Origin of the sequence: Niallia sp. FSL R7-0271, from assembly GCF_038005785.1 — a bacterium.
GTDB lineage: Bacteria > Bacillota > Bacilli > Bacillales > Cytobacillaceae > Niallia.
This window is the reverse complement of record NZ_JBBOTZ010000001.1, coordinates 2872409-2895341: the sequence shown is the minus strand read 5'-3', so window position 1 is coordinate 2895341 and position 22933 is coordinate 2872409. Positions and strand designations below refer to the sequence as shown.

The 22933-nt window shown below is 39.7% G+C and carries 22 protein-coding genes and 2 other annotated features; of the genes, 18 read left to right on the top strand and 4 right to left on the bottom strand.

Annotated elements, in window-relative coordinates; genetic code table 11:
- Positions 1-68: 68 nt before the first annotated feature.
- From MKX82_RS14845 to MKX82_RS14805, 9 genes are all read left to right on the top strand, one after another.
- On the top strand, positions 69-1481 hold the full coding sequence (locus MKX82_RS14845) for a replication initiation and membrane attachment family protein (RefSeq protein WP_233317477.1): 1413 nt from the start codon (positions 69-71) through the stop codon (positions 1479-1481).
- A gap of 13 nt (positions 1482-1494) precedes the next feature.
- The gene (gene dnaI / locus MKX82_RS14840; RefSeq protein WP_233317480.1) at positions 1495-2424 is read left to right on the top strand and encodes a primosomal protein DnaI; all 930 of its coding nucleotides are present in this window, start codon (positions 1495-1497) and stop codon (positions 2422-2424) included.
- A 131-nt stretch (positions 2425-2555) separates the two neighbouring features.
- Complete coding sequence (ytxC, locus tag MKX82_RS14835) at positions 2556-3410, top strand: putative sporulation protein YtxC (RefSeq protein ID WP_237941792.1); 855 nt, start codon at positions 2556-2558, stop codon at positions 3408-3410.
- Positions 3411-3822: 412 nt separating this feature from the next.
- A complete protein-coding gene (gene thrS, locus MKX82_RS14830; RefSeq protein ID WP_341078094.1) occupies positions 3823-5754 on the top strand; it encodes a threonine--tRNA ligase in 1932 nt (643 codons plus the stop codon).
- Between the two features lie 170 nt (positions 5755-5924).
- Positions 5925-6063 (top strand) — a sequence feature (ribosomal protein L20 leader region).
- 151 nt (positions 6064-6214) lie between these two features.
- Entirely contained in the window at positions 6215-6718 is a 504-nt protein-coding gene (gene infC / locus MKX82_RS14825; protein ID WP_233317485.1) for a translation initiation factor IF-3, read from the top strand.
- Positions 6719-6735: 17 nt separating this feature from the next.
- Entirely contained in the window at positions 6736-6936 is a 201-nt protein-coding gene (gene rpmI / locus MKX82_RS14820) for a 50S ribosomal protein L35 (protein WP_101175729.1), read from the top strand.
- A 26-nt stretch (positions 6937-6962) separates the two neighbouring features.
- A complete protein-coding gene (gene rplT / locus MKX82_RS14815) occupies positions 6963-7319 on the top strand; it encodes a 50S ribosomal protein L20 (protein ID WP_127737091.1) in 357 nt (118 codons plus the stop codon).
- Positions 7320-7397: 78 nt separating this feature from the next.
- On the top strand, positions 7398-7673 hold the full coding sequence (locus MKX82_RS14810; RefSeq protein ID WP_233317488.1) for a DUF1294 domain-containing protein: 276 nt from the start codon (positions 7398-7400) through the stop codon (positions 7671-7673).
- A gap of 63 nt (positions 7674-7736) precedes the next feature.
- Complete coding sequence (locus MKX82_RS14805) at positions 7737-8336, top strand: TVP38/TMEM64 family protein (protein WP_233317490.1); 600 nt, start codon at positions 7737-7739, stop codon at positions 8334-8336.
- A gap of 16 nt (positions 8337-8352) precedes the next feature.
- On the opposite strand, the gene MKX82_RS14800 is transcribed toward MKX82_RS14805, so the two are convergent.
- Positions 8353-8706, bottom strand: a complete 354-nt coding sequence (locus tag MKX82_RS14800; protein WP_233317492.1) for a sigma-w pathway protein ysdB — start codon at positions 8704-8706, stop codon at positions 8353-8355.
- Between the two features lie 264 nt (positions 8707-8970).
- On the opposite strand from MKX82_RS14800, the gene MKX82_RS14795 reads away from it, so the two are divergent.
- On the top strand, positions 8971-10029 hold the full coding sequence (locus tag MKX82_RS14795) for a M42 family metallopeptidase (protein ID WP_233317564.1): 1059 nt from the start codon (positions 8971-8973) through the stop codon (positions 10027-10029).
- 31 nt (positions 10030-10060) lie between these two features.
- On the opposite strand, the gene MKX82_RS14790 is transcribed toward MKX82_RS14795, so the two are convergent.
- Positions 10061-10600 (bottom strand): hypothetical protein, encoded by a 540-nt coding sequence (locus tag MKX82_RS14790; protein ID WP_233317494.1) that lies wholly within the window; start codon positions 10598-10600, stop codon positions 10061-10063.
- 84 nt (positions 10601-10684) lie between these two features.
- Between MKX82_RS14790 and MKX82_RS14785 the strand changes: the two genes are divergently transcribed.
- On the top strand, positions 10685-11269 hold the full coding sequence (locus MKX82_RS14785) for a TetR/AcrR family transcriptional regulator (RefSeq protein WP_237941789.1): 585 nt from the start codon (positions 10685-10687) through the stop codon (positions 11267-11269).
- 44 nt (positions 11270-11313) lie between these two features.
- Here MKX82_RS14785 and MKX82_RS14780 read toward each other — a convergent pair whose 3' ends face one another.
- Both MKX82_RS14780 and sspI read right to left on the bottom strand, forming a co-directional pair.
- On the bottom strand, positions 11314-12438 hold the full coding sequence (locus MKX82_RS14780; protein ID WP_237941788.1) for an AI-2E family transporter: 1125 nt from the start codon (positions 12436-12438) through the stop codon (positions 11314-11316).
- A 243-nt stretch (positions 12439-12681) separates the two neighbouring features.
- A complete protein-coding gene (gene sspI / locus MKX82_RS14775; protein ID WP_233317507.1) occupies positions 12682-12888 on the bottom strand; it encodes a small acid-soluble spore protein SspI in 207 nt (68 codons plus the stop codon).
- 134 nt (positions 12889-13022) lie between these two features.
- On the opposite strand from sspI, the gene MKX82_RS14770 reads away from it, so the two are divergent.
- From MKX82_RS14770 to MKX82_RS14740, 7 genes are all read left to right on the top strand, one after another.
- The gene (locus MKX82_RS14770; RefSeq protein WP_233317510.1) at positions 13023-13769 is read left to right on the top strand and encodes a TrmH family RNA methyltransferase; all 747 of its coding nucleotides are present in this window, start codon (positions 13023-13025) and stop codon (positions 13767-13769) included.
- A 72-nt stretch (positions 13770-13841) separates the two neighbouring features.
- Positions 13842-14089: a binding site (T-box leader), on the top strand.
- 87 nt (positions 14090-14176) lie between these two features.
- Positions 14177-15217: a phenylalanine--tRNA ligase subunit alpha gene (gene pheS / locus MKX82_RS14765; protein ID WP_233317512.1), complete on the top strand. Its 1041-nt coding sequence runs from the start codon at positions 14177-14179 to the stop codon at positions 15215-15217.
- A gap of 18 nt (positions 15218-15235) precedes the next feature.
- Positions 15236-17650, top strand: coding sequence for a phenylalanine--tRNA ligase subunit beta (gene pheT, locus MKX82_RS14760; RefSeq protein WP_341078075.1), 2415 nt, complete (start codon positions 15236-15238; stop codon positions 17648-17650).
- Positions 17651-17805: 155 nt separating this feature from the next.
- Entirely contained in the window at positions 17806-18066 is a 261-nt protein-coding gene (gene zapA, locus MKX82_RS14755; protein WP_233317516.1) for a cell division protein ZapA, read from the top strand.
- A 10-nt stretch (positions 18067-18076) separates the two neighbouring features.
- Entirely contained in the window at positions 18077-18619 is a 543-nt protein-coding gene (locus MKX82_RS14750; RefSeq protein WP_233317518.1) for a CvpA family protein, read from the top strand.
- 161 nt (positions 18620-18780) lie between these two features.
- Positions 18781-20499, top strand: coding sequence for a DNA polymerase/3'-5' exonuclease PolX (polX, locus tag MKX82_RS14745; RefSeq protein ID WP_341078071.1), 1719 nt, complete (start codon positions 18781-18783; stop codon positions 20497-20499).
- 79 nt (positions 20500-20578) lie between these two features.
- Positions 20579-22927 carry an endonuclease MutS2 gene (locus tag MKX82_RS14740; RefSeq protein WP_341078069.1) on the top strand — a complete coding sequence of 783 codons (2349 nt, stop codon included), beginning with the start codon at positions 20579-20581 and terminating at the stop codon, positions 22925-22927.
- Positions 22928-22933: the final 6 nt, after the last annotated feature.

Here is a 22933-nt window from a genome sequence, read left to right as displayed (position 1 = left end):
TGTTTTAGGCTCTAACCTGCTAAGTCTTTACAGCCTTTTTAAGCAATAATAGCAAAGGAGTGACGGTTATGTCACAGCATTGGCAGGACTTGCTTCCAATCGACAGATATCAAGTATCGACAAACGGACTATTAAGTGAGTATGACCGGAAGGTAATCACCTTTTTGTATCAGCCGCTTATCGGGACATCCTGTCTTGGCCTGTATATGACCTTATGGGGAGAGGTAGAGGAAAACCGTCTATGGTCAACTGATCATTCCCATCACAGCCTCATGAACTTTATGGATTGCGGCTTGAAGGAAATATATGCTGCAAGATCAAAGCTGGAAGGAATCGGACTTCTTAAGACATATATGAAAAAGGAAGGAGAAAATCGCTCCTTCATTTATGAGTTACAGCCGCCATTAACACCTGAACAGTTTTTTCTTGATGGCATACTAAATGTTTATCTTTTTCGAAAAATAGGGAAAGCCCAATATAACAGGCTGAAGAACTTCTTTGCAGAAGAACGCAAGCTTGATGAGAAAGAGTACAAGCCGGTCACGAAGGCGTTTCAGGATGTATTCATGTCTGATCATTCCAGTGTCGTTCGATCGACATATGAATGGGAAGGCGGCGAGATGTTAGATGAGGAAACCATCCTTATCGGCAAAAGAGAGCAGAAAAGCATTAAAATCGAGAACAACGATTTTGATTTTGATCTTCTTCTTGCAGGATTGAATGAATCCTTCCTTTCCAAAAAGGCGATAACAACTAAGGTAAAGGAAGCCATTCAAACATTATCCTTTTTGTATGGAATTAATCCGATTGAAATGAAGAATATCGTGATGAGTGCCATTAATCCAAACGATGAAATTGATATAGAAGAGCTGAGAATAGCCGCAAGAGACTGGTATCAATTTCAGCATGGAGGAAAATATCCGCTGTTAGTGGACAGAACGCAGCCAGTTCAGTGGCAGACACAGACAGAAGCCCCAAAATCAAAAGAAGAAGAATTCCTTTATTATCTCGATAATACTTCACCAAGGCAGTTCTTGAAAGATATTGGAGGCGGAGCGGAACCCTCAAAAGCAGACCTTCAAATTATTGAAGAAATTATGTTTTCCCAAAAGCTCCCTCCTGGTGTCATTAACGTTTTGATACATTATGTCATGCTGAAAACAGATATGAAGCTGACGAAGGGCTACGTAGAAAAAATCGCTGGCCAATGGGTGAGAAAGAAAATCCAAACTGTTAAGGCTGCGATGGAGCTCGCTAAACGAGAGCATCAGCAGTATTCAGATTGGGCAAATGGAAAAAATACAACCAGCAATAATAAAGCAGCGAGGAAAGTCATTCGGAAAGAGAAAATTCCGGAATGGTTTGGAGTGGACAAAACCGCTGATGCAAAAGTGGATGCCCCGGAAAAAGCAAATACGGAGAATGTAGATAACGACGTTCTAAAAGAATTAGAAGAGGAAATAAAAAACTTAAGGAAATAGGTGGTGAACGAATATGGAAAGCATTAATGATACTCTTCGTAAGCTTGGAGCAAACGGCGGCTTTCAAGAGAGGTATAAGGCTATGAAGGAGCAGGTGCTGAATCACCCTGATGTTAAATCATTCCTAGAAGAGCAGGAGGATTCTATCACCCCGCGTATGCTGGAAACAGGCATGATGAAGCTGTATGAGTATGCAAACCAAAGCAAAGAGTGCCGAAGCTGTCCTAGTTTAGGTGAGTGCATTAACATGATGCAGGGATATCATCCGAAGCTGGTAATTAACAGAGGAGCTATCGACATTCAATATGATGTCTGCCCGCGCAAGATAATGGAAGACAGCCAAAAGAAAAAGGAAAAGCTTATTCGGAGCTTGCATGTGCCTAAGGATATTCTCAAGGCATCATTCAACAATCTGGACATAGGCCAAGAGCGTGCCCAGGCGGTTAGGGCAGCAATTAATTTCGTAAAACAATACGAACCTGGAATTCGGCAGAAAGGTCTGTATTTCTTTGGTGAGTTTGGTGTAGGAAAATCCTATATGCTTGGCGCAATTGCTAATGAGCTTTCGCAAATGCAGGTTTCTTCCATGATTGTGTATGTGCCGGAACTATTCAGGGAAATGAAGAGTTCTATTGCTGATAACTCATTAAATGACAAAATTGAGAGCATTAAAAGAGAACCAGTCCTGATGCTTGATGATATTGGGGCAGAGACGATGTCAAGCTGGATACGGGATGAAGTTTTAGGACCAATTTTGCAGTTTAGAATGCTAGAAAATCTGCCGACATTATTCAGCTCGAACTTTGATTTTGCAGGTTTAGAATACCATCTCACTTATTCACAGCGCGGTGAAGAGGAGAAAATGAAGGCGATGCGGGTAATGGAAAGAATCAGATACTTGGCAGAACCAGTTCATCTGAGAGGCGAAAATAAGCGTAAATAACCTTTATGAAGGCAGGCTTAAAACATTTGAGCCTGCCTTTTTCTTGTGAAGATTATCGTCACCACTTCTATTTTTTTGTGTTTCCCCATATACATTCTAACAAGGATTTTTTTCACAAAGGGGGGTTACGATTGATTGAAGTCATTTTTCAAAAAAAAGGCGATGGAGAAAAATTGCTTAGGCTGATCAATCTTAAACATAAATATCCGAATTGGGGCATCAGTTCCATTCAAGAAGAACAGGAATTTCGCTTGAAGTTCAGCTGGAGTGCTGAGCAAAATAATTTGTTTATCGAAACACTTAAAATGGTTTTAGGGGAGTTTATTCTTCACTACAAATCAGAGGAGTGGGCAAGGCAAGTATTGACAGAGCAATACTATTATACAGATGAAGCGGAGCAGCGCCATATTCTTGAGATTCTCCACAGTCTGCTTGAAAAAGAAAGAAAGGATTTAGCAAGCCTGCTTGGCAAGCTTCATTTACACGAGTGTCTCGATCATGCCATTGGTGACCTGCTGAAAGAAAATCTTTCTTTTTCTTTCGATAGCTTTGTGACATTCCGGCTGCAGGACTATACCCAAAAGCTGCATGGCTATGTGGAAATCGCCATTGATGAATATAAGATGGAACAGGAGTATCAAGTGTTCATTCAGACGTTAAGGGACTTTCTTGCAGAACGTAAACCTAAGGTCCAGACGATTCATGTGCTTGTCGACTTAGAAATTCAATTTTATGATTCAGAATATCGGGAACTCTCTCAGCAGGATTTAATGAAAATACTCGACAGCAAGATGTTTGCCTATCAATCTGTCTATATTGATCCATTTTCAATCGGTCCGCTTCTATCCCTTGCGCCAAAAACGATTCACCTGTACACAGAAGACCGCGAGCAGCCAATCGTTCGCACTATCATGAACATCTTTGAAGAGAGAGTCAGCGTTCTGGACAAGGAGGAATTTTTTCAAGGAACACCGCACACATTCTAATAACTATTGAGAAAAAAATGAATCGCGGCTACTTGCAATTATAAAACATAAAGCATATAATAACGTACATAAAATAACTATATCGAATACATGTTATGATAAGGACAATAGTTTTCTTGTACGGTTTTAAGAGAGGGAAGCATTAGCTGGGAGCTTCCTAACACGATGAGAATTGCTTACCACCTTTAAACTTCAGCCAGGAACAGGGAAACCCCCTTATTATTGGTTTGGCGGACCGCAGCCGTTATCTGCTTAACTAAAGCCGTTTATGCCCATAGTGGGATGAGCGGGAATTAGGGTGGAACCACGAATTATATAAACATAACTCGTCCCTTTCTATAGGGACGGGTTTTTTTGCGTTCTGGTCCTTTAACATGAAAAGATAAACAAGTATAACGAAGGAGGAAATATCATGTCAGAAATGATAAAAATTACATTTCCAGATGGAGCAGTAAAGGAGTTTGCTGCAGGCACAACTACTGAAGATATCGCAGTATCCATCAGCCCTGGACTAAAGAAAAAAGCTCTTGCCGGTAAAGTTAACGGTGGATTATATGACTTAAGAAGACCAATCCTTGAGGATGCTTCTTTTGAAATCATTACACCTGAGAGAGAAGAGGCATTGGAGATTCTTCGCCACAGTACTGCCCACTTGATGGCACAAGCTATTAAAAGGCTGCATGGTAATGTAAAGCTTGGAGTAGGTCCTGTTATTGAAGGTGGTTTTTATTATGATATCGACTTGGACAAATCACTTACACCAGAAGATTTGCCTTTAATTGAAAAGGAAATGTCTAAAATCATTAATGAGAACTTGGAGATCGTTCGTAAAGAAGTAAGCCGCGATGATGCAGTTAAGCTCTTTACAGAAATGGATGATGAGTACAAGCTGGAGCTGATTGAAGCAATTCCGGCAAATGAGACAGTTACATTGTATGAGCAAGGTGAATTTATTGACCTTTGCCGCGGTGTGCATGTGCCTTCTACAGGTAAACTGAAAGAATTCAAACTATTGAACATTGCAGGAGCTTACTGGAGAGGCAATAGTGACAATAAAATGCTTCAGCGTATTTATGGAACTGCCTTCTTCAAGAAAGCAGATCTTAATGAGCATCTTCGTCTATTGGAAGAAGCGAAGGAAAGAGATCACCGTAAAATCGGAAAAGAGCTTGATCTGTTCATGACTTCTCAAAAAGTTGGACAAGGCCTGCCATTATGGCTTCCTAAAGGTGCAACAATCAGACGAATTTTGGAAAGATACATTGTCGATAAAGAAGAAAGATTAGGCTATCAGCATGTCTATACACCAATCATGGGTAGTGTTGATCTTTATAAGACTTCCGGCCACTGGGATCATTACCAAGAGGATATGTTCCCTGTAATGGATATGGATAATGAGCAGCTAGTTCTTCGTCCGATGAACTGCCCGCATCATATGGTTGTGTACAAAAATGATATTCACAGCTACAGAGAGCTTCCTATTCGTATTGCCGAGCTTGGAACAATGCACCGCTACGAAATGTCTGGAGCCCTATCTGGACTTCAGCGTGTCCGCGGGATGACTTTGAATGATGCTCATATCTTTGTCCGTCCTGATCAAATTAAGGATGAATTCAAACGCGTTGTAAACCTTGTGCTGGATGTGTACAAAGACTTCAATCTGACAGATTATTCTTTCCGTTTGTCTTATCGTGATCCGCAGGATACAGAGAAATATTTCGACGATGATGAAATGTGGAACAAAGCACAAAGCATGTTGAAAGAAGCGATGGATGATCTTGGCTTGGATTACTACGAAGCTGAAGGAGAAGCAGCATTCTATGGACCGAAGCTTGACGTTCAGGTTAAGACTGCTCTTGGCAAAGACGAGACTTTGTCTACTGTTCAGCTTGACTTCTTATTGCCAGAGCGTTTTGATTTAACATATGTCGGCGAAGACGGCAAACAACACCGTCCTGTTGTTATCCACAGAGGTGTTGTATCGACAATGGAAAGATTCATCGCATTCTTGATTGAAGAATACAAAGGTGCATTCCCAACATGGCTTGCTCCTGTACAAGTTCAAGTGATTCCAGTATCTCCTTCTGTTCATTTTGAATATGCGAAGCAAGTGCAAGAGCAGCTTCAAAATCAAGGGTTCCGTGTGGAGCTTGATGAGCGTGATGAAAAAATTGGTTACAAAATCAGGGAAGCACAAATGCAAAAAATCCCTTATATGCTTGTTGTAGGTGACAAGGAAGTGGAAGAAAATGCAGTCAATGTTCGTAAATACGGAGAGCAGAAGTCTGAAACTATTCCTTTCGATTCCTTCCTGCAAGGTCTTTTGGACGAAGTAAAAAAATAAAAAGTACTTTCCAAAAAACGGTGATGTACCGAAAAAACAGGAAATTATGCAAAAAGTATTGCAATAACGCAAGAACTTTGATAAAATTTTTTTCGTTGTGATAATTCTTTCGTTGACTTATCCATTTCGACTGTGATATAGTTACTAAGGTAAATTGAATATAAAGTTCTGAGGAAAAGAAGAAGCACCCGCTTCTCACCTGATTGACACGGATTCCAAGTAGTTAACAGGTATTACGTAAACAATTTAGGTCTTACTATGGTTATCGTAAGTGTGGGTGATTTGAGTCGCCCACACTTTTTATTTTGGATGCAAATCCAAATTTGCGATTTCAACTGGGGAGTCAAGTGTCAATTGGTACTTAGCACAGAAAAGGACGCGAAGCTTTTCTTGATAAGGTCTTGACCCGAACGTTGTATTCGTCAATTAACCTTGGAGGTGTTTAACTATTAGCAAAGATATGATTTTAAATGAAGGTATTCGTGCTCGAGAAGTTCGTCTTATTGACCAAAACGGTGAACAGCTTGGCATTAAAACGAAATTTGAAGCTCTTGAAATTGCAACACGTGTGAATCTTGATGTAGTTCTTGTTGCTCCAAATGCCAAACCACCAGTAGCTCGTATCATGGACTACGGGAAATATAAGTTTGAACAGCAAAAGAAGGAAAAAGAAGCACGTAAAAATCAAAAAATCATTAATATCAAAGAGGTTCGCCTTAGTCCGACTATTGATGAGCATGACTTTAATACAAAGCTTCGCAATGCAATAAAGTTCCTGGAAAAGGGCGATAAAGTAAAGGCATCCATCCGTTTTAAAGGACGTGCCATTACACATAAGGAAATCGGTCAACGTGTACTAGTTCGCTTTGCGGAAGCTTGTACAGAAGTTGCCACTGTGGAATCACATCCTAAAATGGACGGCCGAAGCATGTTCATGACTTTAGCGCCTAAAAACGACAAGTAAACGAGGAGGAATACGAAATGCCAAAAATGAAAACTCACCGTGGAGCAGCAAAACGTTTCAAAAAAACCGGCTCTGGTAAATTAAAACGTTCACATGCTTACACAAGCCATTTATTCGCTAACAAATCTACAAAACAAAAACGTAAGCTTCGTAAAGGTTCTTTAGTATCTTCAGGAGATTACAAACGCATTCGTCATTTATTAGACAACATTAAGTAATTTTTTCTAAATAGGAGGGAAATAATATGCCACGTGTTAAAGGCGGTACAGTTACACGCAAACGTCGTAAAAAAGTTCTTAAATTAGCTAAAGGTTATTTCGGTTCAAAACATACATTATACAAAGTTGCTAACCAACAGGTTATGAAATCCCTAATGTATGCATACCGCGATCGTCGTCAGAAAAAACGCGACTTCCGCAAACTTTGGATTACTCGTATCAACGCAGCAGCACGCATCAACGGTCTTTCTTACAGCCGTTTAATGCACGGATTGAAAGTTGCTGGTATCGAAGTAAACCGCAAAATGCTTGCTGAGCTTGCTGTAAGCGATGAAAAAGCATTTGCTGAATTAGCAACTGTTGCTAAACAAAACATTAAATAAGCTTTTTAAGCTTAACAAAGAAGGCATGGTTCATGCCTTCTTTTTATTTATATAGATTTAAGGAAAGGGAGAGGGGCAATGACTATTAAAATCGTTTGTCTGTATTGGCTTCTTATTAATCTTTCTGGGTATCTTGTGATGAAAATAGATAAAGACAGAGCAAGAAGACATGCTTATCGTATAAGTGAACAAAACTTGTGGACAATAGCCGTTTTTTTCGGTGCATTAGGAATGACTGCGGGAATGAAGCAATTTCGCCATAAAACAAAGCATGCTGCTTTTAAAGTAGGATTGCCGCTGCTAGCTGTTGTCGAAACAATAGCTTTTATTTTTATATTAAAGGAATTAGCATAAATTTGAAGGTTTGGCTATACACTTTACTAACAGCATGATTCTCTTACAATTGAAGGTGATAGAATGGAAGACCAATTATCAATGCTATTTGTCATGGTAGAATTAGGCGGGGTGCTTGCACCTATTGCGTTTATTCTCTTCCATACGTTAAGGCAAGTGTTATTTATTCCGCCAATGCTTGTATGTATTGCTGGAGGAGTGCTTTTTGGCGTAACATTCGGTACGATTTATTCGGTCATAGGACTGACAGTGAATTGCCTGTTTTTCTTTCTTGTTATCAACAGAATGCCTAAAACACGTCAACGACTTAGCGGTTTGAAGAAAAAGTGGTTTGGAGAATATCGCAATCTAACGACTGGGCAGGTGGCCGTATTAAGGCTGATTCCTTTTATCCATTATCATTTATTGAATTTTTGTTTGCTTGAACGTACGAAGAATTTCAAGGATTATATGAAATTTTCGTTAATGACTAATATACCGCTGGCATTTTTCTATACGATTTTCGGCCAGTTCATCAGTCAGTTTTCACCGACGATGATTATTGTCATTCTGTTTGCTTTAGCTGTATTAGTGTATGTATTGAGAGAGAAAATGACTATTATAAAATGGCATGAATTTTTTAAAGATAAGAAACAAGAAAAAAAAGCTAAACACTCGTTTTAGCTTTTTGTTTTTTATTTTAGGACTTTTTCCAACTTATCTTTGCATTTGGGTAAACAGCTTTCAGTGTTTCTTCGAGAAAGTGTACATCTCCGTCAAGCAGTTTAGTGTCATATGGTTCAGCAGGCCATAATAGAATACTGCTCACCGTTTTCTGATCATTTGGATTTACATATTTTTCCCCTTCGAATAAAAAGCCGTTGTAGGTGAAAACCAAGTTCATTCTAATATTTTTTTTGTCATCAATCATATAAAACTTGTTTCTTCTCTTGGCAAATTCAAGCCTGCGTACAGGACTTGCAGCATATGAAAGGATGCGATAAACGATAAAGATGATAAGTGCCAATAACAGCAAGCGCAATAGCCACATCATATAAAAAGCCTCCAAATCTTTTGATAAAACTTTAGCTAATTCTATACGTGTGAAAACATATAAGGTTTCAATTTTATGAAAAAAAATATAAAAAAGTGCAGATTATGCTTTTAAAATAGTGGATTTCCAACATACTATTAGAGAACCCTATAGGAAGGCCAACAAATTGCTAGGAAGAATTTTAATTTATTAGTATAATAAGAATGATTTGAATGATTAATATAAGGGAGTCGAAGTAACGTGAAGCTAGATGAAACATTGACGATGCTTAAAGAGCTGACAGACGCTAAAGGTATACCGGGAAATGAAAGAGAACCACGGGAAGTAATGAAAAAATACATAACAGAATATGCAGATGAAGTGACTACTGATAATTTAGGAAGTCTTATTGCTAAAAAAACAGGCAAAGAAGGCGGACCGAAAATCATGGTAGCTGGCCACTTGGATGAAGTTGGCTTCATGATTACAAGAATTGATGATAAAGGCTTTTTATACTTTCAGACAGTAGGAGGCTGGTGGTCACAAGTAATGCTTGCACAGCGAGTAACAATCGTGACAAGCAAAGGTGATATCACTGGCGTAATCGGTTCAAAGCCGCCACATATCCTCTCTCCAGAAGCACGGAAAAAGCCTGTTGAAATCAAAGATATGTTTATTGATATCGGTGCTGCTTCTAAAGAAGAAGTGCTTGAATGGGGAGTAAAACCTGGCGATATGGTCGTACCGTATTTTGAATTCACGGTAATGAACAATGAAAAGATGCTGCTTGCTAAAGCTTGGGATAACCGCATTGGCTGTGCGATTGCCATCGATGTCTTAAAAGGCTTAAAAAATACGGAACATCCTAATACTGTATATGGTGTTGGAACAGTGCAGGAGGAAGTTGGTCTGCGCGGTGCGAGAACAGCAGCGCAAAAAATCCAGCCTGATATTGCCTTTGGTGTAGATGTGGGTATTGCGGGAGATACACCGGGAGTAACAGAAAAAGAAGCGCTGAGCAAAATGGGCAAAGGTCCGCAAATTATTCTTTATGATGCAAGCATGGTTTCTCATAAAGGCTTAAGAGATTTAGTAACAGATACAGCAGATGCTAATAATATTCCATATCAATTCGACAGTGTGCCTGGCGGCGGAACAGATTCTGGTGCTATCCATCTTACACATAATGGAGTACCGGCATTGTCTATTACAATTGCGACACGCTATATTCATTCACATGCAGCAATGCTTCATCGTGATGATTATGAAAATGCCGTTAAGCTGATAATCGAGGTAATTAAAAAGCTGGACAGTGATACTGTGAAGGAATTGACATTTAAATAACCGTTTTTAAGAGACCAGAAATGGTCTCTTTTTATTTCGACACATCCGTACGCTGCTTCTTTGGCCAAAGGCAATAGCTGAAACTAATGAGGAAATCAATCCCAAGGACGACAGACCAGATTTGGATAAGACGAAGCAAGGTATTTGCATCTTCTTTTGGAATAAATATTGTCATCATATAAAGCAATGCAGCACCAATTGCAAAAGCCACAAGGTGGCGGAGCCAGCCAGTAATTTCTTGTTTAGCATGCGCCCGTCCATATTTTTTTACAGGCTTTTCTCCTGCAGCAAACCGGTAGCTGAAATGGGCATCCATCCACTTGATCATACTGTGTCCGAAGGCGATAGTGACGCCAAGATAAACGGCTGCCAGCCCATGGAAAACCGTTATTTCGCTGCCTTTGTTTATATCTGCAATAGTAAAGATAACTAACAGTAAATCAATAATTGGTGTTGCAAGCAGCAATGTTGCACCTACCTTGTTTTTTCCAAGAACATAACGGCTAAACAATCCTAGCAATACAAATAACCAAAAAGAAATTTCGCAAATGATAATCAGGATGCCAATCATGGAAACACTCCTTTTTTAATACAACTGTATTAAATACAAATTAGCACAGTTGTATTAAAAAAGCAATAGAGTTATACTATTGGTATGCCTAAAATTGTTAATCATACTTTACAAAAAGAAAAAATCGCAAAAGCAACATGGAGTGTTATCAGAAAGGTTGGCATGGACAAAGCTTCTGTCAGAAATATTGCAGAAGAAGCTGGCCTGTCAGTCGGCGCACTCCGCTATTACTTTAAAACGCAAACAGAATTGCTTCAATTCTCGATGAATTTAGCATCTGAAAGGGTGAAGGAGAGAATCTCAGCCGTTTCGCTGACAGGGGAACCAGTCGAGGATGTTTGCACCATTTTGTACGAGCTGCTTCCGTTAAATCAAGAGAAACAAGAAGAAATGGAGGTTTATTTTGAGTTTACGAAAAAGTCGATTTCTGATCCATTGCTTGTGGAGCAGCGTAATGAAGTGTTAAAAGAAATGCAGCATGGAATAAGAAGATGTGTAGAAGGTCTTATCGTAAGCGGCAGCACGAAGCAGGAGCTTTCTGCAGAAGCGGAAGGAAGGCGTCTATTTGCCTTAATTGATGGTCTTGCTTTCCATTGCTTACTCGGTGTGATTACGAGTGAAGAAGTGAAACAAACTGTTCGTCTCCATATCGAGACATTATGCAAATGATAAACATAAAAAAAGTTTGCCCTATTTTGGGCAAACTTTTTTTGCTATTGTAAATCAATAGGCGGAGGCGGCGGGGTATTGTTTAAGATTGCCGCTTTTCGCGCTTTCAAGAATCGGTTGATATTTAAAACAATTGTTTTTGCAACAGCATATGTTGGGACCGCTAGAATCATTCCAAGTATACCTGCTAAGTTTCCTGCGACGAGAAGCAGGACAATAATAGTGGCAGGATGCGTATCGAGCCTTTTGCCTAAAATAAGCGGTGACAAGATATTTCCTTCAATTTGCTGAGCAATGGTGATGACAATAATAACGAGCAGAGCCTGAGTCGGTGAAGTGAACAATGCGATAATAACAGCAGGCGCTCCGCCGATAAGTGGTCCGACATATGGAATAATGTTAGTTACAGCAACAATCAAGGCCATGACTAAAGCATAATCCAGACCGATAATCCAGTAACCGATTAAGGCAAGTGTACCAACGAAAAGGGCAACCATAACTTGTCCTTGAATATAAGCAGCTAAAGTTTCACCAGTATCCTTTAGTATTTTTGTAGCTTCCTTGCGGTAAGAAGCAGGGAAAAACCTTGATAATGCTGCTGGGAATTTGTTCCCGTCCTTGAAGCTGTAAAACAGCAAAAATGGGACGGTGACAATCGTTACTGTAATATTTGTCATTGTGCTGATGATGGTGCTTATGCTGTTTGTAATGCTGCTTGGAATTGTCTGAGCAAAATCATTGAGCTTGGCTGTGATGTCGCTCATTGTCACATATTCCTGGTTAAGCAGCCATTTATACTGTTTCGTATCATTCAAGTCATTGAAGAACCTAATGGCTTGATCTGCATAGTTCGGTATATTGCTAAATAGTTCTGTAATCTGCTTGCTGATCATCGGAATAACGCTGCCGATTGCTAAAATAATTAAACCTATTACTACTACATAAATAATAATAATAGCTAATGTTTTCGGTACCTTATATTTTTGCAAGAAGTTGACAATCGGATTCAACAGGAAGTACAAAAATCCTGTGATAATAATAGGAAAAAACAAAGTAGAAAACAGTACAGCTACAGGCTGAAATAAAAAAGATATTTTTGTGCAAACATAAATGATTGCGACAATTAATAATACTTGCAAAAGCCAATAATGAAACTTCTTCTTCGTCAAGATAACTTCACCTTTTTTCTTTATTAGTTACATTACTTTATGTATATGTGCACAAAAAACCAATAGAAACGTATAGTACACGTAGTATAGCATATAAATCTATCTGAATTATACCCTGCTATACAAAGTTTATAACATTGCAGTTATGCTTTATGGATATACGATTGACGATAAAAGAAGTTTCACTATTAATAAAAATTTTTGGGCAAAAAAAAGGAGGAATTAGCATCCCCCCATTTTTCTTTATTTCAATCCTGATTCTAAAGATTGCAGCATCTCTGTCTTTTCATCCTCAGAAGAATTTTTCCAGATTACTTCGAATAAGACCCCGAGACCAGGAAGCATTTTCTCTTCGCCATTTTGGATAGCATCTACAATCGTCGCCTTCAGCTCGTCTTGTGTATTGCCAGAGACATTATGGATAATCGCATTACGTAAATTTAAATTCATGGATAACACTCCTTTTTCCTAATATGACAAACCCATACTATATCATTACTCATTTAACGTTTATTATGTATATTCTTTACGCTATAATAATAAAAAATGAAAGAATGGTTAGCTTAAGTGAGGAGACGTACAATTTGAAACATATATTATCTGCCAAAAACCCTCAAATAAAAGAGTGGAAAAAATGCCTGACAAAAAAAGAAAGGGACAAAACAGGCACCTTTCTTGTAGAAGGCTTTCATTTAGTAGAGGAAGCGCTAAAAGCAAATGCAATTAAGCACTTGATTATTTCTGAGGAAATAGAAATGCCAAAATGGGATTACGGTGATGTTCCTGTAACCATTGTAACGAAGGAAATTATTCTGCAATTAACAGATACTGAGACCCCGCAAGGAATTGTGGCTTTATGCACCCAGTATGCTGATGAACAAGTGCTTTCCACAGGAAAATCCTTTATTGCTCTTGATGAGATTCAGGATCCAGGTAACCTTGGAACAATCATCCGCACAGCCGATGCTGCCGGAATTGATGCCGTAATAGTCGGCGACGGCACTGTTGACATATATAATCCGAAAGTTGTTCGCTCAGCGCAAGGCAGTCATTTTCATCTGCCTATTATTAAGCAGAACTTGCCGCAATTTATTGCAGAATTAAAGGAAAAAGAAATACCTGTTTATGGTACAAGCTTGGAAAACGGCGTCAATTATCGAGAAGTAACACCTGAATCCTCCTATTGTTTAATTGTCGGCAATGAAGGAAACGGAGTAAGCAAAGAAGTGCTTGCTGCAACGGATAAAAATCTGTATATTCCGATACATGGGAAAAGTGAATCCTTAAATGTAGCAGTTGCTGCAGGCATTTTAATCTATCATTTCGCCTAATCTGCAAGCTTACAGCAAAATGGATTTGAAATGAACATGAAAATATACTATAATAATGGCAAATTGCATGATGAATAAACGTTGATGGAGAAAAGTAATTTACAGCCCTGCTGATTTAGGGAGAAAATGCCTTGACTGAAAGCATTTTTATCTGGCAGCTTAAATGAAGTTCACCTCCTGAGTTGGCATCGGGACCAGTTTCATTAATGAAATTGTAAAGATGTTCCGGCATTTATGCCGTTATCCAAATGAAGTGAACTTGAATGCTTAATTCAGGTTAATTAGGGTGGTACCGCGAATATATAAACCTCGTCCCTTTGTTGGGATGGGGTTTTTTTATGTTTCAAGCAGCAGTAGTTTTACGAAAGCTTGTACGATTCATGCAAAATTAAAAGGAGGAAACGAGATTGGAAGCGAAATTGAAGGAACTGCAAGCAGAAGCTTTAACAGCAATAGCAGCCAGTGAAAACGTAAAAGAGTTAAATGACATAAGAGTTGCATACTTAGGCAAAAAAGGCCCAATTACAGAAGTGTTGAAGGGAATGGGCAAATTATCGGCAGAGGAACGCCCGAAAATGGGAGCTTTAGTTAATGTCATCCGCGATGAAATTACAAGCCATATTGAAGAAAAACAAAAGACGCTGGAAGAAGCAGAAGTGCAAAAGAAAATTGCAGCAGAAACAATTGACGTTACTTTGCCAGGCCGCCCAGTTGCGGTTGGAAATCATCATTCCTTGACGAGAGTGATTGAGGAAGTGGAGGATCTGTTTATCGGAATGGGCTATACAGTCGAGGAAGGTCCAGAAGTGGAAGTCGACTATTATAATTTCGAGGCTTTGAACTTGCCGAAAAACCACCCAGCAAGAGACATGCAGGATTCTTTCTACATTACAGAGGAACTGCTTCTTAGAACACATACTTCACCAGTGCAAGCTCGTACGATGGAGAAGCATAAGGGCGTAGGTCCTGTTAAAATTATCTGTCCTGGTAAAGTGTATCGCCGTGACAATGATGATGCTACGCATTCCCACCAATTCATGCAAATTGAAGGGCTTGTCATTGATGAAAATATCCGCATGAGCGATCTTAAAGGTACACTTGAAGTGTTCGCGAAGAAAATGTTTGGCAATGACAGAGAAATCCGTCTTCGTCCAAGTTTCTTCCCATTCACAGAGCCTTCTGTAGAAGTTGATATTTCTTGCAGTATCTGTAAAGGAAAAGGCTGCAGTGTATGTAAAGGCACAGGCTGGATTGAAGTGCTTGGAGCAGGTATGGTTCATCCAAATGTGCTGGAAATGGCAGGATTTGATTCGAAGAAATATTCTGGTTTTGCCTTTGGAATTGGTGCAGAACGTATTGCGATGCTGAAGTACGGAATTGACGATATCCGCCATTTCTATACAAATGATATCCGTTTCTTAAAACAGTTTACAGTGCCAGAATATTGAGTTGGAGGAGAATAGCAAATGTTAGTTTCTTATAAATGGTTGCAAGAATATGTAGATTTAAATGATATAACACCTGAGGAGTTAGCTGATCGCATCACGAGAAGCGGTATTGAGGTAGAAGGTGTGGAAGTGCTAAATGAAGGCATGAAAAATGTCGTTATCGGTCATGTGTTAGAGCGTGAACAGCACCCAAATGCAGATAAACTGAACAAATGTCTAGTAGATGTAGGCGACGGCGAACCAGTTCAAATCATTTGTGGAGCACCAAATGTTGATGCTGGCCAAAAAGTAGCTGTCGCTAAGGTTGGAGCAGTTCTTCCAGGGAACTTCAAAATTAAAAAAGCGAAGCTGCGCGGTGAGGAATCAAATGGAATGATTTGTTCCCTGCAGGAGCTTGGCATTGAAGCAAAAGTTGTTGCAAAAGATTATTCAGAAGGCATTTTCGTGTTCCCAGGTGATGTGGAAGTAGGCAGAGATGCACTTGAGTATTTACAAAGAGATGATGCAGTCCTTGAGCTTGGCCTGACTCCAAACAGATCAGATTGCTTAAGCATGTTAGGAGTTGCTTATGAAGTTGCAGCTGTTTTAGGCAAGGACGTAAAGCTTCCTGCTGTTGACTATCCAAAAACAGCAGAAAACGCTGCGGATTATGTAAGCGTAAAAGTGGAAAACAGTGAGGATGTACCACTATACACAGCAAAAATTATTAAAAACGTTAAAGTCGCTCCATCACCATTATGGATGCAAGGAAGACTAATGGCTGCTGGTATCCGTCCACATAACAATGTTGTCGATATCACAAACTATATTCTGTTAGAATACGGTCAGCCTCTGCATGCATTTGACTATGATCGTTTTGGTTCAAAAGAAATTCTTGTAAGAAGAGCAAAAGCTGGAGAAACAATCGTAACTTTGGATGATGCAAAAAGAACGCTGACAGAAGACAATTTGCTAATTACAAACGGTGAAGCTGGAGTTGCTGTAGCTGGTGTAATGGGCGGTGCAAATTCAGAGGTTCAAAGCGATACAACAACAGTCCTTTTGGAATCTGCTTATTTCGAAGCTGGAGTTATCCGTAAATCCTCTAAAACACTAGGCTTAAGAAGTGAAGCGAGCGCAAGATATGAAAAAGGAATCGATCCTAATCGTGTTCGTCAAGCTGCTGAAAGAGCGGCGCAATTGCTTCAAATTTATGCAGGCGGAGACGTTTTGGAAGGTGAAGTGGCAGCAGAAAACCTAAAAGCTGAGCCGAAAATTGTTTCGATTACTTTAGAGAAATTGAACAATGTATTAGGGACTTCTTTAACAGAAGGCGAAGTGACAGATATTTTCAAAAGGCTTCAATTTGAAACTTCTGTTGAAAACGGCAGCTTCACAGTAACAGTGCCGACTAGAAGAAATGATATTTCTATTCCAGAAGATTTAACAGAAGAAGTAGCAAGACTTTTCGGTTATGATCATATTCCAACAACCTTGCCTATCGGTGCAGCTATCCCAGGCGCGTTGTCAGAATATCAGAAAAAGCGTCGCGCTGTCCGCAAATATTTAGAAGGTGCAGGATTATATCAAGCCATCACTTATGCATTAACAAGTGAAAAGAAAGTTCAGCAATTTGCACTAGAGAAAAGAAATCCAGTCCGCCTGGCAATGCCAATGAGTGAAGAAAGAGCATTGCTGAGACAAAGCATCGTTCCACAGCTGTTAGAGGTAGTAAAATATAATGCTGCCCGCCAAAATGACAGCCTGTCTGTTTATGAAACAGGCGTTGTATTCTTGGAGACAGCACAAAATGAGCTTCCGGAAGAAAAAGAGCATGTTGCAGGTGCTATTACAGGATCATGGGTTTCTCATATCTGGCAAGGTGAGAAAAAACCGGTTGATTTCTTCGTATTAAAGGGAGTGCTTGAAGGGCTGTTCCAGAAGCTTGGCGTTTCTGAAGAAATCGAGTTTACGCGCGGAACAATGGATGGCATGCATCCTGGAAGAACAGCAGATATTTTGTTCAAAGGTGAATCAATCGGGTTTGCTGGCCAGGTGCATCCACAAGTTCAAAATGAGCTTGATTTGAAAGAAACATATGTCTTTGAATTAGATTTAAGCAAGCTGCTTGCTGCTGAAGTTACAGACTTGCAATACACGACAATTCCAAGATTCCCTAGCGTAACAAGAGATATTGCTCTTGTTGTTGATACCACAATTTCAGCTGGCGAAATCCAAAAAATTATCGTTGAAGCAGGCGGTTCCTTACTGAAAGAAGTACAGGTGTTTGACCTGTATGAAGGAGACAAAATGGAAGAAGGCAAAAAATCCATTGCTTACTCTCTAAAATATTTCGATCCAGAACAAACATTGACAGATGACATGATTACAAAGTCGCATGACAAAGTTTTAGAAGCTGTTAAAGAGAAAGCAGGAGCTGTGTTAAGAGGATAATATAGATGGAAGCTGGCCGGTATGGCCAGCTTTTTTTGCGAGGAGAGCGGGAGAAGCTGTAAAACTTGCTGTATTTACCATGCAATGACTTCCCACTTAAAGTCACTTCATGGTATGATATAGATTAGGATTCTTAAAGGATTGGAGGCAAGATAGTGTCAGATGCACAAAAAAACCGTACGAATGTGAAAATATATGGAACGGAATATGTAATACTCGGCCAAGAATCTTCCAGTCATGTTCGATTGGTTGCCTCTATCGTGGACAAGAAAATGCGCGAGATTTACGGGAAGAATCCATCCCTTGATACAAATAAATTAGCAGTGCTGACAGCTGTTAATATTGTAAATGACTATATTAAGCTAATAGATCGCGTGGAAGAATTGGAAAATGAATTAAATAGAGAAAAGGACTGAAAAAAAGTTCATGTTGGATTTAATCGTCATCATTCTGCTCGTTTTTGGTCTCTTGAGAGGGCTGAAACGGGGCTTTATCCTGCAGATCATTCATTTGACAGGATTTATCGTGGCATTTATTGTTGCGAATAAATATTATATACCGCTCTCAACTAAATTAAACTTATGGATACCTTATACAAATACAAGTGAGAACAGTTTCGTTCAAGGACTTTTTGGCAGCACAAACTTGGAAGAGGTATTTTACCGTGCAGTCGCTTTTGCAGTGATTTTCTTTGCTGTGAAAATAATCTGGCAAATCATCGGCAGCATGGTCGATTTTGTCGCAAGCCTTCCTGTCTTGAAGCAGCTTAACACTTGGGCCGGAGCAATTTTAGGCTTTGTTGAAACCTATTTGGTGCTGTTTATCCTGCTTTATATTGCAGCATTGCTTCCTGCTGAGTTCATTCAGACACATCTGAATAATTCGGTTGTAGCAGCAGGTATTATCGAAAACACTCCATACTTTTCGGAAAAGATCAAGGAAATTTGGTTTGAATACGTAGCCTCCTAAAGGCAATAGGAACTCTTCCGGCTATGAGGCTGGAGGGGTTTCTTTTTGCTTAAATAGTAGCAACTTGTTATAGAAAAATAGCAGAACATGTTATGATATTATTGTTTGACAGAATTAAGGGAAACATACTAATCAATGACAGGATTATGTAGGTGATAACAATGACAACAAAAAAAGAAGTAGTACGCCAATTAGAACAAATTGCAATATATATGGAATTAAAAGGGGAAAACTCCTTTAAAATATCCGCATTTCGCAAAGCAGCACAAGCGTTGGAAACAACAGAACAAACATTAGACGAAATAGAAGATTTCACAGCGTTTCCTGGCATCGGCAAGGGCACTGCTGCTGTCATAGAGGACTTTATCCATACAGGAGAATCCTCTGTATTGAAGGAACTAAAGGAAGAAGTGCCTAAAGGGTTAATACCATTGCTTCAGCTGCCAGGTCTTGGAGGCAAAAAGATTGCTAAACTCTACAAAGAACTCGGCATTGAAAATGCAGAGGACTTGAAGCTTGCGTGTCAGGAAAAGAAAGTCCAATCCTTGAGCGGCTTTGGCAAAAAAACAGAAGATAAAATACTGGAGGCGCTTGACAGCTTTGGTTCAAGGCCAGATAGACTTCCGCTTGCTTATATGCTTCGAGTGGCTTTTTCCATTGAAGGTGAGTTAGAAAAAATAGAAGCGATTGAAAGGTTTTCCCGTGCAGGTAGCATTAGAAGAATGCGGGAGACGATTAAAGATTTGGACTTTATTATTGCTACCAATTCACCAGCAGACGTAAAAGACAAATTGCTGACCCTACCAGGCATAAAGGAAGTCATTGGTGCTGGCAATACGAAGGTAAGTGTTGTGCTTGAATTGGAATTTGATGTTTCCATTGATTTCCGCCTCGTTAAGCCGAAGGAATTTGCAACAACCTTACATCATTTCACAGGTAGCAAGGATCACAATGTCAGAATGAGGCAGCTTGCAAAGGAACGAGGCAAAAAAATAAGCGAATATGGTGTGGAAGACACTGAAACAGGGGAAGTAGAAACATTTTCGACTGAAGAGGAATTCTACCATTATTTCGGCTTGCCGTTCATTCCTCCTGAAATGAGAGAAGATGGCAAGGAAGTCGAGGATTACAAAGAGGAATTGGATATCATCTCTCTTGAAGATATTAAAGGTGATTTGCATATGCATACAACCTGGAGTGATGGTGCGTTTTCCATCGAAGAAATGATCGAAGCAAACAGACAGCGTGGCTACAAATATATGGCAATTACAGATCACTCCCGCTATTTAAAGGTGGCGAACGGCTTAACACCGGAACGTTTGCAAGAACAGCTTCAGATCATTAAAGCGCTTAATGAAAAATACGATGATATTACCATTTTAGCTGGTGTTGAAATGGATATTTTACCGGACGGAACACTTGATTATGATGACGAGCTTCTTGAGCAAATGGACATCGTTATCGCATCCATCCACTCTTCCTTCTCTCAGCCTAAGCATAAAATTATGGAAAGACTCGAGAATGCACTGCGCAATAAGCATGTCGATATCATTGCCCATCCGACAGGAAGAAAAATCGGAATCAGAGACGGCTATGAAGTGGATATGGACGATTTAATCAGGCTTGCCAAAGAAACAAATACAGTACTTGAGCTGAACAGCAATCCAAACCGTCTAGATTTGAATGCAGAAAATATTAAGAAAGCGCAGGATGCTGGTGTTCATCTTGTCATCAATACAGATGCTCATCACACGAAGGAGCTTGCTTATATGGGCATCGGTGTGTCTACAGCGAAAAAAGGCTGGATAAATAAAAATACAGTAATTAATACGTGGGATACGGAAAAACTGTTGGATTTTCTAAAGAATCGTCATAAGTAATAAAAGCTGAAAAATTTTTTCTATAATACTAGGAAAGAAAAATTTACGTTTGCATTAAAAAGATAAAGGAGATAACTCCATGCAAGAAAGAGTATTGAAGACATTAGAATTCGACAAGATTAAAAGCCAGCTGCTAGAGCATGTTTCTTCTCCATTAGGAATGATAAAGGCTTCTGAGCTGATGCCTTCCACAAGCTATGAAGAAGTGGTTCAATGGCAGGAGGAAACAGATGAAGCGGCAAAAGTTTTCCGAATGAGGGGAAACATTCCGTTAAGCGGAATACATGATATCCGCCCGCATGTGAAGCGTTCATCCATCGGCGGGATGTTAAGTCCCGTTGAATTGAACCAAGTAGCAAGTACAGTCCATGTGAGCAGACAAATAAAAAGATTCACAGAGGAATTCCATCAAGAAGATCCAATCCCTATTTTACAGGAACTGGTTGACGGCATTGTTGTGCTCGCTGAAGTGGAAGAAGAAATTAAAATGGCCATTGATGAACAAGGGACAGTTATGGATAGTGCGAGTGAAGCATTGCGCGCTCTTCGCAACCAATTAAGAAGAAATGAATCGAAGGTGCGGGAAAAACTAGAAAGCATGATTCGTTCCGCTAATGCAGCAAAGATGCTGTCAGATACAATCATCACAATCCGGAATGACCGTTATGTTATCCCTGTTAAACAAGAATACAGAGGACATTATGGTGGAATCATCCATGACCAAAGTGCTTCAGGTCAAACATTATTTATTGAGCCTCAATCGGTTGTAACATTAAATAATGAGCTGCAAGGCATACGCGTAAAAGAGCAGCAGGAAATAGACCGAATTCTAGCACAGCTGACTGTTCTTGTGGCAGAGCATAGAGAAGAGCTGCTGGAAATTGTGGAGATATTAAAGGAAATTGACTTTATGTTTGCTAAGGCGAAATATGGTCATCGCATTAAAGGAACAAAACCAATCATAAATAATGAAAGAAAAATAAACTTGTTCAAGGCAAGACATCCCTTGATTCCAATTGACGAGGTTGTAGCTAATGATGTCGCATTAGGAGATGCTTATTCTTCTATTGTTATAACAGGACCGAATACAGGCGGTAAAACAGTAACATTAAAAACAGTAGGCTTATGCACATTAATGGCTCAATCCGGTTTGCAAATTCCTGCTCTTGATGAATCAGAAATGGGTGTGTTTGAGGCTGTATATGCAGATATTGGCGATGAGCAGTCTATTGAACAATCATTAAGTACATTCTCTTCTCATATGGTCAATATTGTAAGCATATTGAAGGAAGTTAACAGCAGCAGCCTTGTCCTGTTTGATGAGCTTGGTGCCGGAACAGATCCTCAAGAAGGGGCAGCACTTGCCATTTCTATTTTGGATGAAGTAAACAAAAGAGGAGCAAGAGTAATTGCCACAACCCATTATCCTGAGTTGAAAGCATACGGGTATAATCGAGAAGGTGTAGTTAATGCCAGTGTAGAGTTTGATGTTGAGACATTAAGTCCTACCTATAAACTGCTGATTGGTGTTCCTGGACGGAGCAATGCGTTCGAGATTTCCAAACGACTCGGATTAAATGAGGATGTTATTGAAACAGCGAGATCTCATGTGAGTGCAGAAACGAACAAAATTGAAAATATGATTGCTTCCCTGGAAGAAAGCCGCAGAGCTGCAGAATCCGAGCATAAGGAAGCTGCTGATTTGCTGAAGCAGGCGGAAATGCTGCATCGTGACCTGCAAAAGCAAGTAATGGAATATTACGAGAAAAAAGAGGCGCTTGAAGAAAAGGCTAAAAAGAAAGCCGCAGATATCGTTGAAAATGCGAAACAAGAAGCGGAAACAGTCATTTCAGATTTACGGAAAATGCAGCTGGAGAAACGGGCGGAAATTAAAGAGCATGAATTAATTGATGCAAGAAAACGCCTTGAGGATGCTGCTCCAAAATCAGCGATTAAGCGAAAAGAAGCAGTGAAAACAAATCATGAGTTCCAGCTGGGGGATGAAGTAAAAGTACTGACATTTGACCAGAAGGGCCAGCTGATTGAAAGGGTCTCTAATAAAGAGTGGCAAGTTCAAATCGGCATTATGAAGATGAAAGTGAAAGAGCGTGATATGGAGTTCATTAAAGCGCCTAAAGTGGTGGAAACAAAACCACTTGCAACAATCAGGGGCAAAGATTTCCATGTAAGTCTTGAACTAGATCTTCGAGGGGAAAGGTATGAAAATGCCTTGGCGCGTGTTGAGAAATATATTGATGACAGTCTGTTAGCAGGCTATCCAAGAGTATCCATCATTCATGGCAAAGGAACTGGAGCACTACGAACAGGTGTGCAAGAATACTTGAAAAACCATCGTTCCGTCAAAAGTATTCGCTTCGGTGAGGCTGGGGAAGGCGGCAGCGGCGTTACCGTTGTAGAACTGAAATAATAGAAA

Bases quoted from the DNA above. Each gene is read 5' to 3' on its own strand.
- MKX82_RS14800 (WP_233317492.1), bottom strand. From the start codon at position 8,706: ATGATGTGGCTATTGCGCTTGCTGTTATTGGCACTTATCATCTTTATC.
- thrS (WP_341078094.1), top strand. From the start codon at position 3,823: ATGTCAGAAATGATAAAAATTACATTTCCAGATGGAGCAGTAAAGGAG.
- MKX82_RS14795 (WP_233317564.1), top strand. From the start codon at position 8,971: ATGCTTAAAGAGCTGACAGACGCTAAAGGTATACCGGGAAATGAAAGA.
- rplT (WP_127737091.1), top strand. From the start codon at position 6,963: ATGCCACGTGTTAAAGGCGGTACAGTTACACGCAAACGTCGTAAAAAA.
- MKX82_RS14805 (WP_233317490.1), top strand. From the start codon at position 7,737: ATGGAAGACCAATTATCAATGCTATTTGTCATGGTAGAATTAGGCGGG.
- pheT (WP_341078075.1), top strand. From the start codon at position 15,236: ATGTTAGTTTCTTATAAATGGTTGCAAGAATATGTAGATTTAAATGAT.
- infC (WP_233317485.1), top strand. From the start codon at position 6,215: ATGATTTTAAATGAAGGTATTCGTGCTCGAGAAGTTCGTCTTATTGAC.
- MKX82_RS14810 (WP_233317488.1), top strand. From the start codon at position 7,398: ATGACTATTAAAATCGTTTGTCTGTATTGGCTTCTTATTAATCTTTCT.
- MKX82_RS14750 (WP_233317518.1), top strand. From the start codon at position 18,077: ATGTTGGATTTAATCGTCATCATTCTGCTCGTTTTTGGTCTCTTGAGA.
- polX (WP_341078071.1), top strand. From the start codon at position 18,781: ATGACAACAAAAAAAGAAGTAGTACGCCAATTAGAACAAATTGCAATA.
- sspI (WP_233317507.1), bottom strand. From the start codon at position 12,888: ATGAATTTAAATTTACGTAATGCGATTATCCATAATGTCTCTGGCAAT.
- MKX82_RS14740 (WP_341078069.1), top strand. From the start codon at position 20,579: ATGCAAGAAAGAGTATTGAAGACATTAGAATTCGACAAGATTAAAAGC.
- MKX82_RS14790 (WP_233317494.1), bottom strand. From the start codon at position 10,600: ATGATTGGCATCCTGATTATCATTTGCGAAATTTCTTTTTGGTTATTT.
- MKX82_RS14785 (WP_237941789.1), top strand. From the start codon at position 10,685: ATGCCTAAAATTGTTAATCATACTTTACAAAAAGAAAAAATCGCAAAA.
- dnaI (WP_233317480.1), top strand. From the start codon at position 1,495: ATGGAAAGCATTAATGATACTCTTCGTAAGCTTGGAGCAAACGGCGGC.
- rpmI (WP_101175729.1), top strand. From the start codon at position 6,736: ATGCCAAAAATGAAAACTCACCGTGGAGCAGCAAAACGTTTCAAAAAA.
- MKX82_RS14845 (WP_233317477.1), top strand. From the start codon at position 69: ATGTCACAGCATTGGCAGGACTTGCTTCCAATCGACAGATATCAAGTA.